14 protein-coding genes are annotated in these 14,897 nt (G+C 60.6%); 8 read left to right on the top strand and 6 right to left on the bottom strand.

What is annotated here, in order from left to right; genetic code table 11:
• Positions 1 to 568: 568 nt before the first annotated feature.
• Positions 569 to 3,508, bottom strand: coding sequence for a DNA topoisomerase III (locus tag B9Z48_RS09445; RefSeq protein WP_108377934.1), 2,940 nt, complete (start codon positions 3,506 to 3,508; stop codon positions 569 to 571).
• Positions 3,509 to 3,641: 133 nt separating this feature from the next.
• Between B9Z48_RS09445 and B9Z48_RS09440 the strand changes: the two genes are divergently transcribed.
• Genes B9Z48_RS09440 through B9Z48_RS09425 form a run of 4 tightly spaced genes read left to right on the top strand, consistent with a single transcriptional unit; the run spans position 3,642 to position 5,871 of the window.
• Entirely contained in the window at positions 3,642 to 4,154 is a 513-nt protein-coding gene (locus tag B9Z48_RS09440) for an SET domain-containing protein (RefSeq protein WP_108377970.1), read from the top strand.
• Positions 4,155 to 4,168: 14 nt separating this feature from the next.
• Complete coding sequence (locus B9Z48_RS09435; RefSeq protein WP_108377932.1) at positions 4,169 to 4,936, top strand: biotin--[acetyl-CoA-carboxylase] ligase; 768 nt, start codon at positions 4,169 to 4,171, stop codon at positions 4,934 to 4,936.
• On the top strand, positions 4,933 to 5,196 hold the full coding sequence (locus tag B9Z48_RS09430) for a hypothetical protein (protein WP_108377930.1): 264 nt from the start codon (positions 4,933 to 4,935) through the stop codon (positions 5,194 to 5,196). The genes B9Z48_RS09435 and B9Z48_RS09430 overlap by 4 nt, the downstream gene beginning before the upstream one ends.
• A gap of 15 nt (positions 5,197 to 5,211) precedes the next feature.
• Positions 5,212 to 5,871: a glutathione S-transferase family protein gene (locus B9Z48_RS09425; protein ID WP_108377928.1), complete on the top strand. Its 660-nt coding sequence runs from the start codon at positions 5,212 to 5,214 to the stop codon at positions 5,869 to 5,871.
• Between the two features lie 57 nt (positions 5,872 to 5,928).
• Here B9Z48_RS09425 and B9Z48_RS09420 read toward each other — a convergent pair whose 3' ends face one another.
• The 3 genes from B9Z48_RS09420 to B9Z48_RS09410 all read right to left on the bottom strand — a co-directional run bounded on the left by B9Z48_RS09420 (position 5,929) and on the right by B9Z48_RS09410 (position 8,703).
• Positions 5,929 to 7,389 carry a sensor histidine kinase gene (locus B9Z48_RS09420; RefSeq protein ID WP_233261068.1) on the bottom strand — a complete coding sequence of 487 codons (1,461 nt, stop codon included), beginning with the start codon at positions 7,387 to 7,389 and terminating at the stop codon, positions 5,929 to 5,931.
• Between the two features lie 48 nt (positions 7,390 to 7,437).
• Positions 7,438 to 8,112: a response regulator transcription factor gene (locus B9Z48_RS09415; protein ID WP_089955340.1), complete on the bottom strand. Its 675-nt coding sequence runs from the start codon at positions 8,110 to 8,112 to the stop codon at positions 7,438 to 7,440.
• Positions 8,113 to 8,202: 90 nt separating this feature from the next.
• A complete protein-coding gene (locus B9Z48_RS09410) occupies positions 8,203 to 8,703 on the bottom strand; it encodes a MarR family winged helix-turn-helix transcriptional regulator (protein WP_108377927.1) in 501 nt (166 codons plus the stop codon).
• Positions 8,704 to 8,846: 143 nt separating this feature from the next.
• On the opposite strand from B9Z48_RS09410, the gene recA reads away from it, so the two are divergent.
• Both recA and recX read left to right on the top strand, forming a co-directional pair.
• Complete coding sequence (gene recA / locus B9Z48_RS09405) at positions 8,847 to 9,890, top strand: recombinase RecA (protein WP_089955335.1); 1,044 nt, start codon at positions 8,847 to 8,849, stop codon at positions 9,888 to 9,890.
• Positions 9,887 to 10,345 carry a recombination regulator RecX gene (recX, locus tag B9Z48_RS09400; RefSeq protein ID WP_108377926.1) on the top strand — a complete coding sequence of 153 codons (459 nt, stop codon included), beginning with the start codon at positions 9,887 to 9,889 and terminating at the stop codon, positions 10,343 to 10,345. Before recA ends, recX begins: the two co-directional genes overlap by 4 nt.
• 38 nt (positions 10,346 to 10,383) lie before the next feature.
• Here the strand turns inward: recX and B9Z48_RS09395 are convergent, their stop codons facing one another.
• Together B9Z48_RS09395 and B9Z48_RS09390 are read right to left on the bottom strand one after the other, a co-directional pair.
• On the bottom strand, positions 10,384 to 10,845 hold the full coding sequence (locus B9Z48_RS09395; protein ID WP_108377925.1) for a DUF3717 domain-containing protein: 462 nt from the start codon (positions 10,843 to 10,845) through the stop codon (positions 10,384 to 10,386).
• A 427-nt stretch (positions 10,846 to 11,272) separates the two neighbouring features.
• On the bottom strand, positions 11,273 to 12,844 hold the full coding sequence (locus tag B9Z48_RS09390; RefSeq protein WP_233261067.1) for a M48 family metalloprotease: 1,572 nt from the start codon (positions 12,842 to 12,844) through the stop codon (positions 11,273 to 11,275).
• Positions 12,845 to 12,924: 80 nt separating this feature from the next.
• Between B9Z48_RS09390 and moaC the strand changes: the two genes are divergently transcribed.
• Both moaC and B9Z48_RS09380 read left to right on the top strand, forming a co-directional pair.
• Entirely contained in the window at positions 12,925 to 13,416 is a 492-nt protein-coding gene (moaC, locus tag B9Z48_RS09385; protein ID WP_089963629.1) for a cyclic pyranopterin monophosphate synthase MoaC, read from the top strand.
• Between the two features lie 31 nt (positions 13,417 to 13,447).
• On the top strand, positions 13,448 to 14,836 hold the full coding sequence (locus B9Z48_RS09380) for a sensor histidine kinase (RefSeq protein WP_108377924.1): 1,389 nt from the start codon (positions 13,448 to 13,450) through the stop codon (positions 14,834 to 14,836).
• Positions 14,837 to 14,897 lie beyond the last annotated feature (61 nt).

The raw sequence follows: 14,897 nt of genomic DNA, 5'->3' as shown, positions 1-14,897 counted from the left end.
TCCGGTTGCTCTCCACCCCGCTTCGCAGCGACGCAGTTACCTTCGACTACGGGGCCTTGGCTTACCCCGACATGGACTCTCACCATGCTGTGTACGCGCCTTCACGGGCGCACTAGGAGCGACGCCCTCGTCGCGATCAAGCTTCGCAGAACACCAAGAATCGCCCCGGGGGCGGGGCTCCTACAAAATGCAGGGCACTATCCCCCGTAGGAGCGATGCCCCCGTCGCGATCAAGCCTCGCAGAACACCCACAATCGCCCCGAGGGCGGGGCTCCTACAAAATGCGGGGCACTCCCCCGTAGGAGCGACGCCCTCGTCGCGATCAAGCCTCGCAGACCACCGCCCATCGCCCCGAGGGCGGGGCTCCTCCAAAAGGCAGTGCAATCCCCCGTAGGAGCGACGCCCTCGTCGCGATCAAGCCTCGCAGACCACCCACAATCGCCCCGGGGGCGGGGCTCCTACAAAATGCAGGGCAATCCCCCGAATGCGGGGCTCCTTCAGGGCTCGCGATTGATGGCTGTGCACATGACAAGCCCGACACAGCATGGGGTCCAGCCCCTTTCGTGCCTCAGCTCAAATGCTTGCCAATGATGCCGGCCAGCTCGAACATGGTGGCCTGGTCTTTGCCAAACACGGCTTGCAGCTTGCTGTCGGCCTTGATGGAGCGCTTGTCGGCCGGGTCTTGCAGGTTGTTGGCCTTGATGTAGTCCCAGATTTTTTTGACCACTTCGGTGCGGGCATACGCACCGTCGCCAATCACGGCCATCAAGGCGGGGCTGGGCTTCAAGCTGCCCACAGCGGCTTTGCGCGGGGCTTTTTCGGCTGCGGGCTTGGCAACTTTTTGGGCCGCTGGGGCTTTGGCGGTTTTAGCTACAGCGGTCTTGACCGTGGTTTTTTTCGCAGCTGTTTTGCCAAAAGGCGTTTTGGCGGCGGCCGTCTTGCGTGGCGGGTATTTCTTGCCGCCTTCGCGCTGCTCAAATTCAAACGTCACTTTGCCCTCTTCGGGGTTCCAGGCCAGCATGGCCTTGAAGGTGCGGCGTGTGCGGTTGCTCAAGAACTTGTCGAGCAAATCTGTCTTGCCCGTGCTCAGCAGCTTCATGACCTGTTCGCGTTCCACGGGTTGCTGCAAGATGACCTTGCCGGTCTTGAAGTCGCAGCTGGGCGTGGGTTGCTCGTTCGTGGGCAGGGCTTTGCTGCACACATAGTTGCTGCCATGCTCGTGCACCGGGCTGCCGCACTTGGGGCATGCGCCCAAGGCTTCGTCGCTGAACTCGACGATCTCGCCGCTGTCTTCGTTTTTCTTGTCGTCGCCGAAGTCAAATTCGAGCTTCCAGTTCTTTTCTTCTTCGTTGTACTTGAGCGCCATCTCGGCCACAAAGGGCCAGCCGGCCTTGGAGCGGAAGCCGTCCAAGGGGCCGATTTTTTTGTCGCGCATGAACTGCTCGACTTCCACCGGCTCGAAGGTGCGCCCGGCAGGCGACTTGCCAAACGAGAAGCCACAGCCGTCGCTGGCCCCATCGGCACCATTGCAGGTGTAGCGGCGGTAGTTTTCCTTGACCACGCCGCCGCAGTTGGGGCACGGCGCACTCAGCGTGGCGTAGTCGCCGGGCACGGTGTCGCGGTCGTATTCCTTGGCTTTTTTGACGATGTGCTCGGTCATGGCCGCAATTTCAGCCATGAAGGTGGCGCGGCTCAATTTGCCTTGCTCCATTTGCGCGAGCTTGTATTCCCACTCGCCCGTGAGTTCGGGGCGCGAGAGTTCTTCGACCTGCAGGCCGCGCAACAACGTCATGAGCTGGAAGGCCTTGGCCGTCGGGATCATCTCGCGGCCTTCGCGCAGCATGTACTTTTCGTTGATCAGGCCTTCAATGATGGCGGCGCGGGTGGCTGGCGTGCCCAGGCCTTTTTCCTGCATGGCTTCGCGCAGCTCGTCGTCATCGACCATCTTGCCCGCGCCTTCCATGGCACCCAACAGCGTGGCTTCTGAATATCGTGCAGGGGGCCGGGTCTTCAGGCCCTTGGCCTCGACCGACTCCACACCGACCTGTTCGCCCGGTTGCACGGGCACCAGGTTCTGGCCTTTGTCACCGTCTTTGGCGTCTTCCACTTCAGCGGCGGCTTCTTTGCCATAAATGGCGAGCCATCCGGGTTTGACCAAGACCTTGCCCACGGTCTTGAAGCTGTGGCCAGCGGCCACGCTGATGCGTGTGGTCACCTGGTACTCGGCGCTGGGGAAGAACACCGCCATGAAGCGGCGCACCACCAGGTCATAGAGCTTTTGCTCGGCCTCGGACAAGCCACTGGGCGCTTGCAACGTGGGGATGATGGCAAAGTGGTCCGACACTTTTTTGTTGTCGAACACGCGCGGGATCTTGCGCACGTAGTTGTTATTGAGGGCCGTGAGCGCGTGCGGGGCCAGGTGGCGCATGCCGCTGTCGGCCAGCATTTCAAAGGTTTGCTTGGCCACGGGCACATAGTCTTCGGGCAGGTGGCGCGAATCGGTACGCGGGTAGGTCAGGGCCTTGTGGCGTTCGTACAGGCTTTGGGCCAGCGCCAGCGTGGTCTTGGCCGAGAAGCCAAACTTGCCGTTGGCCTCGCGCTGCAGGCTGGTCAGGTCAAACAAGCCGGGGCTGGCCTGCGTGGTGGGCGTGGCCTCTTCGGTGACCGTGGCTTTTTGGCCGCGCACGGCGTCGACAATGGCTTGTGCCTCAGCAGCCGTCCACTTGCGGTCGGCTTTCTTTTCGGCGTCTTCTTCTTTACGCCACTTGGGGTCAAACCACTTGCCCGGATACGTGCCCGCTGCAGCCCCAAACTCGGCGTGGATTTCCCAGTAGTCGCGGCTCACGAACTTGCGGATTTGCTCTTCACGCTCGACCACCACGGCCAGCGTGGGCGTTTGCACCCGGCCCACAGTGGTCAAGAAGAAACCGCCATCGCGCGAATTGAACGCGGTCATGGCACGCGTGCCGTTGATGCCCACCAGCCAGTCGGCCTCGGATCGGCTGCGGGCGGCGTCGGCCAAGCCTTGCATTTGCTGTTCGCTGCGCAGGCTGTTGAAGCCGTCGCGAATCGCTTGCGGCGTCATGGACTGCAACCACAGGCGCTTGACGGGCTTGTTCAGCGGCTTGGCGCCGCCTGCGTACTGCTCGATCAGGCGGAAGATCAACTCACCCTCGCGGCCCGCGTCGCAGGCGTTGATGATGGCCGTCACATCTTTTCGTTTGGCTTGCCTGACCACGGCCGTCAAGCGGCTCTTGGTCTTGTCCACCGGCTTCAGGTCAAAGTGCGGCGGAATCACGGGCAGGTTGGCAAAGCTCCACTTGCCGCGCTTAACGTCGTATTGCTCAGGGGCCTGGATCTCCACCAGGTGGCCCACGGCGCTGGTCACCACATAGGTGTCGCTCTCAAAATGGTCATCGTGCTTTTCGAACTTGCCCGCCACCGGTGTGAGGGCCCGAACAATGTCTTGGGCCACTGAAGGCTTTTCTGCAATTACCAAGGTCTTCATGTCATTACAATCCCGTTGTCTCGCGTGTGTGTACGCGCCCGGGCACGCGCTCACGCGCACGCCCACATGAATTCACCATAACAAATTTTTCAACGCTGTGGCCAAAACACCTGCTCCGACCCCTGGCCGTTCTGTGCCACGCACCACCGGCAAGCGCATCCAGGTCCGCCGCTCAGGCGTGCATGGCAAGGGCGTATTTGCCTTGCAAGACATTGCCGAGGGCGACACCATCATTGAATATGTGGGCGAGATCATCAGCTGGGACGAAGCCCAAGACCGTCACCCGCACAACCCCGAAGACCCCAATCACACCTTTTACTTCCATGTGAACGAAGACCGGGTGATTGATGCGCTCAATGGTGGCAACTCTTCGCGCTGGATCAACCACAGCTGCGATCCCAACTGCGAAGCTGACGAAGACAACGACCGCATCTTCATCAAAGCCATTCGCGACATTGCCGCCGGTGAAGAGCTCAACTACGACTACGGTCTGATCATTGACGAGCCCTACACCAAGAAGCTCAAGGCCGAATACCCCTGCTGGTGTGGCAGCGACAACTGCCGGGGCACTTTGCTCTCCCCCAAACGCCGCCCGGCCACGCCCAAAATCCCAGCTCAGAAGAAAAAGTCAGCGCGGGGCGTCTGAGCCCCTTGACGCCCATGACACCCTGGCCCGCCGAAACAATCTGGGAACAGATTTTTCCCCTGCTGCCCGACTTCACGGTCGAGGTGTTGCCCGAATTGGATTCCAGCAACAGTGAACTCATGCGCCGTGCGAGGGCGGGTCATCTGGAATCCACCTTGTTGGTGGTTGAACGCCAAACGGCAGGACGGGGGCGTTTGGGCCGGGTCTGGCAAAGCCAGCCGGGCGACTCGCTCACCTTTTCTCTCAGTCTGTCTTTGACCCCCCAAGACTGGTCCGGTTTGTCACTGGCCGTGGGCCTGAGCCTGGCTGAGAGCCTGCACCCCGATGTGCAACTCAAATGGCCCAATGATTTGTGGTTTGAAGACCGCAAACTCGGCGGCATTTTGGTCGAAGCGGCCAGCATGGGCGGGCGCAGCCAAGTGGTGGTTGGTGTGGGCCTGAACATCCGCCCGCGCTTGGCCGAAGGCCTGAGCACGCCACCCGCGTGCTTGTCAGAGTTGCTGCCCGAATTGACGGCACCCTCTTGCCTTGCACGCGTTGCCAGCCCGCTCATCCAAGCCTTGCTGCGTTTTGAGTCACAGGGTTTTGCCCCTCTTGAGGCCGCTTTTGAAGCCCGCGACACGCTCAAAGGTCGACAGGTGCACACCAGCGATGGCCAACAAGGTCTGGCCATGGGGGTTGGCCCCAACGGGGCGCTGCGCATCCAAACCGATGGCCTGGTGCACGACATCGTCAGTTCCGAAATCAGTGTGCGTCCATTTTCATCAGGGGGTTCCCTTTGAAGCTCAAATACGGGGTTGGCATTTTGGTGCTGCTCAACGCGGTGCTGCTGGCTTGGCAGTGGGGGCTTTTTGCGCCTTGGGGCTTTGACCCCCATGGTCACCGGGAACCGGCACGTCTTGCGCAACAAATTCAGCCCGAAGCCCTGACCGTCTCCCCCCTGAGTGCCCAAGCCCCTGGCAAGCCAGCCCTCGTGGCCGAACCCGTTTTACCCCCCGTGGCGGCGGATGCCTCGGCGGCCCAACCGTCTTCTCAGCCTTAGTTTTTTAAACACCCCATGAGCCTTCAACTTTACTTTGCCCCCGGTGCTTGCTCTTTTGTGCCCCATGTGCTGCTGGAAATGAGCGGTGCCCCCTTTGAGCCTTGCATGGTCAAACTGCACAAGGGTGAACAAAACAGCGACGACTACAAAGCCATCAACCCGCGTGGCCAGGTGCCGGTTTTGGTCAACAACGGTCAAGCGGTGACACAAATTGTGGCCATTGTTTTGCACCTGGACCAACTCTTTCCCGAACTGGGATTTTTGCCCACAGAGCCCTTGGCTCGCGCACGGGCCATCTCGACCTTGGCGTGGATGAACAACACTGTGCACCCCACGTTCACCCACATCTTCATGCCGCAAAAATTCTCGGATCAACCCGAAGTCCAAGCGGCCCTGAAACCCTACAACATCCAGCTGTTTCGCGGCATGCTGGGGGAGTTGCAAAGCTTGGTGAGCCAGGCCTCTGACTCTTCTCAAGCTTGGTTGAGTGGCGCACACTTTGGCCCGCTGGATGCCTATGCTTTGACCCTGACCCGTTGGGGCACGATCGCAGGCATTGCGCCCGAAGAACACCCCGAGTTGTGGGCTTTTGTGGCCAAAGTGGCCGCCCACCCTGCCGTGGCGCGTGTCATGGCCCGCGAGCGTTTGCAGCTCAACATGAGCCCCGCCGCCTGACATCGAGGACCACCCAGCCGGTCTTGGTGGGCGGGGCACGCCTTGGCAGGCGGTGTCTCAACTCGTTGCAAAGCGCAAGGTAAAACACGCGCCATGCGGCGTTGGCCCATGGTGGGCATAGTCAATGCTCACCGTGGCCCCGTGCTGTTGTGCAATTTCCTTGACGATGGGCAGCCCCAAACCCGAACCGTCCACATTGGTTCCCAGTGCACGGTAGAAGGGCTGAAACACCAAATCACGTTCAGGCAAGGGGATGCCGGGACCGTTGTCCTCGACCTGCATCACCAGGGCACGGCTGTACGGGTCCACCAAGACCCTGACCGTGATGACCCCCTGACGCTCGGAGGTGCTGGGCGTGTAAAGCATGGCGTTTTCGACCAAGTTGCGCAGCATCTCTTTGAGCAAAGTGGCATTGCCTTGCACTTGTGCGCCCAAAGTGCCCGAGTCAACCCCCTCATAGCCCAGGTCCAGGCCCTTGTCCATCGCCCGTGGCAAACAGTCTTGCAAGACTTCACTGGACAGCAACACCATGTCGCAACTTTGCTGCGCCACATGCGTGCCCCCACCTTCCGCACGCGCGAGCGACAGCAACTGGTTGACGGTGTGGGTGGCCTGAACACTGGCTCGGCCAATTTGCTGCAAGGATTTTTTCAGGTCCTCTTCGCTGGAGCCCGAACGCTGCGCCAAATCGGCCTGCATGCGCAGACCGGCCAGTGGGGTTTTGAGCTGATGTGCGGCATCGGCCAAAAATCGTTTTTGGGTCACGATGGAGTCTTTCAGGCGCTCCAGCAATTCGTTGACCGAGACCACCAAAGGTGCGACCTCCATGGGCACGGCCTTGTCGTCCAAGGGGCTCAAGTCGTCGGGCTTGCGTTCCCGGATGCGCTCTTCCAGCTCAGACAAGGGCTTGATGCCCCGCACCAAAGCCAGCCACACCAGCAGCACCGCCAAAGGCAACAAGGCAAACTGGGGCAACATCACGCCTTTGATGATTTCAGCGGCCAGCACCGAACGTTTTTCACGGGTTTCGGCCACTTGCACCAATGCGGGCGGTTGGTTTTTCGCATCCAGCCGAATCCAGGTGTAGGCCACCCGCACTTCCAATCCACGCATCTCATCGTCGCGAATGTGGACCTCGTAGCTGCTGCCCTTGTCCTGGTCTGCCGGTGGCGCAGGCAAATCACGCTCACCGCTCAAATGCTCACCCGCTGCCCCACGCACTTGGTAGTACACCAAATCGGTTTCGTCCGCCCGCAACAACTCACTGGCCGGCTGGGGCAAACTGAAATCAATCTTTTTATCGGGTCCCAGCCTGACTTGCTGGGCCAAGGCCTGCACGTTGTAGACCAGCGCACGGTCAAAGGGTTTGTTGGCCAAGCCTTGCGCCACCAGCCAGGTCAAGGCCAGGCTGATGGGCCAAAGCAAGAGCAAAGGGGTGAGCATCCAGTCCAGTATTTCCCCGAACAAGGAACGCTGCTCGCGTTTGAAAATTCGCACGTTCCAGCCTTGGGATTTCATGGGTAAAGGTATTTCAGCGCCGAAACCGGTGCTCAAAACCGAAATGAATTAACCCGGTATTTTTTCCAGGCAATAACCCAAACCGCGCACCGTGGCGATGCGGATGGGCCCTTTCTCGATTTTTTTGCGCAAGCGGTGGATGTACACCTCAATGGCATTGTTGCTGACCTCTTCGCCCCATTCGCACAGACGCTCCACCAACTGATCTTTGCTGACCAAACGCCCCGCGCGTTGCAGCAGGACTTCCAGCAAGCCCAACTCACGGGCCGACAACTCCACCATTTTGCCGTCGATGGTGGCCACCCGACCGGACTGGTCATAGACCAGCGGGCCGTGCTTGATTTGGGAGGTGGCCCCGCCCATGCCCCGTCGGGTCAAGGCACGAACCCGGGCTTCCAGCTCCTGCAAACTGAAGGGCTTGGCCATGTAATCGTCGGCCCCGTAATCCAGCCCTTTGACGCGCTCTTCCACGCTGTCGGCTGCGGTCAAAATCAGCACAGGCAAGACTGAACCGCGCGATCGCAGACGCTTGAGCACGTCCAAACCATGCATTTTGGGCAAGCCCAAATCCAGGATCAACAGGTCGAATTCGTTGTTGGTCATGAGGGCCGCATCGGCCTCGCTGCCACTGGCCACATGGTCGACGGCAGCACCGGCACTGCGCAAAGTGCGCAACAAACCATCGGCCAGAACCTGGTCGTCTTCGGCTATCAAAATACGCATGGCTGTCTCCTGTTGTTGTGTGAGGCTCTCGGGTGTGCCGGTACGGGCTGTCTGATTCTAGTTCCACCGTGCACAGCCCTTGGGCAAAATTCAAGACGCATAGGCCTCCAAGCCCAAGGCCACCACGGTGGCCACATCCTTGCCCACGGCGGCTCGAAACTCCGCTTCGGCTTGGGCCACGGCGTCCTTGAATGCCTGCAACCAAGCCAATCCCACGGGCGTGAACACCACCCGACGCACACGGGCATCGGCTGTGTCCGCTTCACGCCGCACCAAACCCCAGGCCGTGCACTGGTCCACCAAGTCGCCCATGGCTTGTTTGCTCATGCCCGCCGCTTGGGCCAGATCGGTCAAGCGCGAGCCCTCCAACGCCAAATGCCGCGTGATGTGCACATGGGCTGCACTGATCTGGTCGCGTGCTGCCAAATTGGCCAAAGCCAAAGGCACACCTTCGTTGCCCGCCATGAGGTAGAGCACACGCTCATCAAAGCGGCGCATGGCGTGTCCGAGCAATCGGCCCAAATGGGTTTGCCGCCATCGGTCATCGTGTTTTTCAAGGCCCTCAGGCGGTGTGATGGGGGTGAGTTCCATGGTCGTAAATGATAAGGTAAACTGACTAAAAATTGAGTTTACAGGTTTATACAGCTCGTTTACAGTACTGTTCAAGCATCCAGTCAACAGCACATGACCCAGCCCACTGGTGCCACAACCCATTGATATTCAAGGAGATTTTCATGAGTGACGTGAACAGCGAAAAGTCCAAAGCCCTGCAAGCCGCCCTGGCTCAGATTGAAAAACAATTCGGCAAAGGCACCATCATGCGTCTGGGCGAAGGCGAAGTCATCGCCGACATCCAAGTCGTCTCCACCGGCTCTCTGGGTCTGGACATCGCACTGGGCGTGGGCGGCCTGCCCCGTGGCCGCGTGATCGAAATCTACGGCCCTGAGTCCTCGGGCAAAACCACCCTCACTTTGCAAGTCATCTCTGAAATGCAGCGCTTGGGCGGCACCTGTGCTTTTGTGGACGCTGAACACGCCCTGGACGTGCAATACGCGCAAAACCTGGGTGTCAACCTGCAAGAACTCCTGGTCAGCCAGCCCGACACTGGCGAGCAAGCCCTGGAAATTGTGGACAGCCTGGTGCGCTCTGGCGCGGTGGATCTGGTCGTCATCGACTCGGTCGCAGCGCTCACGCCCAAGGCCGAAATCGAAGGCGATATGGGCGACAGCCTGCCCGGCCTGCAAGCGCGTTTGATGAGCCAGGCCCTGCGCAAGCTGACCGCCACCATCAAAAAGACCAACTGCACCGTCATCTTCATCAACCAGATCCGCATGAAGATCGGTGTCATGTTCGGCAGCCCCGAAACCACCACCGGCGGCAACGCGCTCAAGTTCTACGCCTCGGTGCGTTTGGACATCCGCCGCACCGGCACCATCAAAAAGGGCGACGACGCCATTGGCAACGAGACCAAGGTCAAAGTGGTCAAGAACAAAGTGGCTCCGCCCTTCAAAACCGCCGAATTCGACATCCTGTTTGGCGCGGGCATCAGCCGCGAAGGCGAGGTGATTGACATGGGTGTGACCGCCAAAATTGTGGACAAGTCGGGCGCTTGGTATGCCTACCAAGGCGAAAAAATCGGCCAAGGCCGTGACAACGCCCGTGAATTCCTGCGTGAAAACCCGGCGCTGGCTCGCGAGATCGAAAACAAAGTGCGCGAATCGCTGGGCATCCGTTTGCTCGAATCGGCCATCGCCGCCCCCAAGGCCGAAGCCGCTTGAACAAGCCCGGTTTTCAGCCCTCGCTCAAAGGCCGCGCCCTGCGGCTTTTGAGCCAGCGTGAACACTCCCGTGCCGAGTTGGAGCGCAAACTGGGACCCCACGAAGAAGTGCCCGGCGAATTGGCCAAGGCACTCAACGAGTTGCAGGCGCGGGACTTCATCAACGACGGCCGCGCCGTGGACTCCTTGGTCAACCGACGGTCTGCCAAATTAGGAAGCACCCGCATCAAACAAGAGCTCGCCGCCAAGGGACTGTCAGGCGAAGCGGTGACCGAAGCCATGGCGGGCCTGAAAGAAACGGAATGGCACCGTGCGACGGAAGTGTGGCGCAAGAAATTTGGACACCCCCCCCAAGACCCGCAAGACAGGGCCAAGCAAATGCGCTTCTTGCTGACCCGGGGATTCAACGCCGACGTGGTGCGGCGCGTGGTTCAGGGCAGTGACTTGGACGAATGAGCGCTCACGGCCATGAAGCCGACTGGCGCTCAACGTTGTCAGGGTTTCAAATCGAGCGGAACTTGCGCATCGGCCGCCGCTTTGGCCCAACGGCGGTCTTCGGCGGCGCGTTCGGCATAGCGGTTAAAGCGCCACGAGGTGCCCTCTGCGGTGATGCGCTGCCAAATGGCACGTTTTTCACCGGGACTCATCTCAATCCACAGCTGCACCTCTTCAAAACTCCGGCCGCAACCTTTGCAGGTTTCGTCGCCCTGGCTGGTCGAGCAAATGGCAATGCACGGCGTATCGGGCGTGCTGGCATACCAGTCTTGCCAAGCCTCGGCGGCTTTCACAGGCAAGGTGAATTCGTCAGCCAAGTCCTGCTGGTGGTAGACCATCAGCCCATACACCTGGGCCAATGCCCGCAGCTCAGGCGGCAGCGACACCCCGTCAGGCGAGGGGTTCTTGCTGCGCCAATGGGTGATGGCGGCTTCAATGTCGGTGATGTGGATTCCAGCCATAGCGTGTGTACCAAAGGTCGGCGATCATAGCCTCAAGCGGGACCGTGCACATCCTGCCCGGCTTGATTGATCCAGCCCGATGATGTGGGCATTGACGCTTTTTTTGTAGGAGCGACGCCCCCGTCGCGATCACCCTCGCAGACCACGACCCATCGCCCCGAGGGCGGGGCTCCCACAAAATGCAGGGCATTGTCCCCCTGTAGGAGCGACGCCCTCGTCGTGATCACCCTCGCAAACCACGACCCATCGCCCCGAGGGCGGGGCTCCTACAAAATGCAGGGATTCCCCCTGTAGGAGCGACGCCCCCGTCGCGATCACCCTCGCAGACCACCAAGAATCGCCCCGAGGGCGGGGCTCCTACAGGGGGTTACATAGCTGATCGCTGTGCCCAAGACCTGCATTTCATTTCAAACTTCACAGGGCTGGCTCAGTTGCGCTGAACCTGCATGTCGCGCAGCCGGTCTTGTGCGTAACGCAAACGGGCATCCACAATGGACGCTTCGATGTGATCGCCCGGCAGCAAGCGGCCTTGTCTGGCCCGATCTTGGGCCGCCCGCAAGCGGTCCACCGCGCCAGTCCAGTCCAGGCGTGCAATTTGGGCTTCGCCTTCGGCACGCAAAGCCCCCAGGGCAGCGCCTTGCAGCGAGAGCAAACCGGCCAGGGTTTGCCAAGCCTGTGCGTCGTTGGGCGAGCGCTGCACCGTGCTGCGAAGCTGGCGAGTGATCCCGTCAAGCCACGGGTGTTGGGGCAAACGCTGCAAGGCTTGTGCCACCGCGATCAGTTCAGGCCGGGGCAAGTTGGCCTGCGGGCCATTGGGCACCAGCGTGGTCAGCACAGCTTCAAAGCGGTTTTGTTTGAAGGCCACTTCCGCACGCAACAAACGCAGCCAACGGCTTGCCGCCATTTCGGGCGCGGCCTGCAGGCCTTGCCCGCCCTTGTCGGCTTGAACCTTGGCAAGCCGATCGGTCAAAGACGCGAGCGTGCGGTCAGCACCCTCCATATTGCGCATCTGCAAATAGGCCAGTGTGGCGGCGTACAAAGCACCGATTTGCTGGACCTCAGAGCGCTCTGCACCCGCCTGGCGTTCGTCCTGCGTCCAGGCCCTCAGGGCGTCCGGGCTGCTTTGCGCCAAAACACGCGCTCTGGCGGCCAGCATGGCTTGGGCCACATCGCTGGGCGCAGCTGCCGCGCTGGCATTGAGCTGCTGCCGCGCTTGCATGTCAGCCAAGCGCTCCGTCGTCAACGGGTGGCTGCGCAAATAAGGAAAGGCACCGCTGTCGTTCAAACCGGAGGCTTGTTGCAACTTGGCAAACATGCCAACAAAGCCTTTGGGGTCATAGCCTGCATCCACCAAAATGCCATAGCCCACCCGGTCGGCTTCGCGCTCCATGTCGCGTGAGTAGCTCAGCTGAGACTGCGCGGCTGCGGCCTGTCCCCCCACAATCAAGGCTTGAGCGCCTTGGGCACTTTTGCTGGCGGCCAGAGCCCCCAAAATCATGGAGCCAATGACCCAAGGGGTCATTTTGGCTTGGTCGTCCATGCTCCGCGCAATGTGGCGCTGGGTCACATGGCTCAACTCATGCGCCAAGACCGAGGCCAGTTCGTCATGCGAACTGACCACGGCAATCAAACCCAAGTGGACACCCAAATACCCGCCCGGCAGAGCAAAGGCGTTCACGGTTCTGTCGCGGCCCAGCAAAATGCGCCAGGCAAACCGTTCTTGCAATTCGGGTGACAAGTCGCCTCGGGCCGCTGCCGATTTGATCAAAGGCGCCCACAATTGCTGGATGTACTCGTCCAGGACGGCATCTTCCAGAAAATCGGGGTCCCGGTACAACTCACGGGCGATCCGGTCACCCAACTGCCTCTCGGCGCTCAAGGAGATGCTTTCCCCGTCACCCAGGGCAGGCAGGCCCAGTGTTTGTGCCCGGACAGGCGCAAAAGTCACGGCACAAGCCAGTGAAGCCAGCAACAAATGGAGACGCAATTTGTTTTTCAAGGTCGGTCGTGTCTTGTTCAATCCCCGTATGATGCGCCATTGTTGTGAACCACTTGTAAACGGGTGTTACCCCTATGGCCATGAGCGAGAATTCCGGTGTTCTGACCCATTTTGATGCCCAAGGGCAAGCCCACATGGTCGATGTGGGCAGCAAAGCCCTGACCCGACGGGTGGCGGTGGCCACTGGCCGCATCGACATGCTGCCCAGCACCTTGGCCTTGGTCACGTCCGGCACCGCCAAAAAGGGCGATGTCCTGGGCATTGCCCGCATTGCCGGCATCCAAGGGGCCAAGAAAACCAGCGACTTGATTCCGCTGTGCCACCCGATTGGGTTGACCCGCGTGGCTGTTGAGTTCGAGATCCCCCCCGACGCGGCTTGTGTGGTCTGCACCGCGACAGCCGAAGTCACCGGGCAAACCGGCGTGGAGATGGAAGCCTTGACGGCTGTTCAGGTCGCCTTGCTCACCATTTACGACATGTGCAAGGCCGTGGACCGGGGCATGACCATCAACGGCGTCAAGCTGCTTGAAAAACACGGTGGCAAGTCCGGCAGTTTTGTAGCCCCGCAGTGAGCCTGCCGCCCGCTCTTGAACATCCAAACTGATGGTGTTGCAACTGCCCACAGCGCTGCTTCTGGCAGGAGGGGCATGCATGGCGCTGTCGGGTGTGGTGAAGTACTTGCTGAAATCCACAAGGTCCCGTGCCACCGCCTTGTGGTGCAGCGGCACCACGGCATTGGGCGCGGGGCTGTGCATGGCGGGCTTGTGGTGGAACAGCGTTCACGGCTGGCTGAATTTGGGGATCGCTGGCATGTGCCTGTGGGGGGTGTGGACCCAAGCGCTGGCCTTGCGCCACGTCTTGAACCGCCCGCTCAAAATGGCACAAGCCTGGCTCGCTTGCGCGGTGTTGAGCAGCCTTGCCGCCGCACTCGCACAGGGTTTGCCCAACCAGGCATTGGGGCCATCGGGGCTGTTGATCGCCATGGCTGGCAGCTGCCTTTGGGCAGGGCTGTTGGCCCGTGACATTCGGCGACGCCAAGACAGTGCAGCAGCAACTTGCATGGCCTTGGCGTTCTTGACGGCGGCCTTGGCGCTGGTCCTTGTGTCGGTGTTGCTGGCCTCCGGGCACTCGCCTTGGCCAAACGGGCACGCCCCCCACACCTGGCTGTGGGTCGCTGCGGTGGTGCTTGTGACGATGTTGGCGCATCTGGGGTTTTTGGGCTTGAAGCTCGAAGACTTGAACCGCCAAATTCATGCACTGCGAACCGACCAAGCACATCAAACGCGGGTGATCCGTCTGAATGAGCAAATGGCACACATCGACCGCCACCATGGCTTGGGCGGCATGGCTGCATCACTGGCCCACGAACTGAGCCAACCCCTGACCAACCTGTACCTGATCACCGATCGGCTGGAGATGGAAGTTCAGGACAAAGGCCCCGACACCCTGACCCCCTACATTCAGGATCTGCAGCGCAACGCCCAAAAGGCGGGCGACTTGGTGGGCCGCATTCGGACTTTTGTCAGCTCAGAAAACGGCCCTCACCCCCGTGTCCAAATCCAGCAAGTGATGCTGGACGCACAACAACTGGCCAGCAGCTGGACATGGGCCGAGGGGGTGCAAATGCACGTCAGCTGGCCTGAAGACACGTTGTTCGTGCACGCTGATGCCGCCCAATTGGTGCAAATTCTGGCCCATGTGCTGCGCAATGCCCTGCAAGCAACCTTGCCGCAAAGCACGCGCCGTGTCGAGTTTCGAGCCTGGCGATCGGGCGCAACGGTGCACTTGGCCATCACCGACAACGGCCCCGGCATGACGGCCGAGGTTTATCGGCAAGTGAGCTCGGCATTTTTCAGCGCCCCATCGCAAGGCGTCGGCCTGGGCCTGTCGCTGGCGCAATCCTTGGCCAAACGCAACGGCGGGCGCTTGGTCTTGGCTGAGCATGCCGGCAGCGGTGCCTGCATCGAGCTGCAATTGCCTGCAGCCGATTGACGCAGGACCGGGTCCTGTACACAGTGGCCCTTGCAGCCATTTGACCCAGAAATGGCCAGGT

This window comes from Limnohabitans sp. WS1, assembly GCF_003063265.1.
Taxonomy (GTDB): domain Bacteria; phylum Pseudomonadota; class Gammaproteobacteria; order Burkholderiales; family Burkholderiaceae_C; genus Limnohabitans_A.
This window is presented reverse-complemented; position numbering and strand designations above follow the sequence as displayed.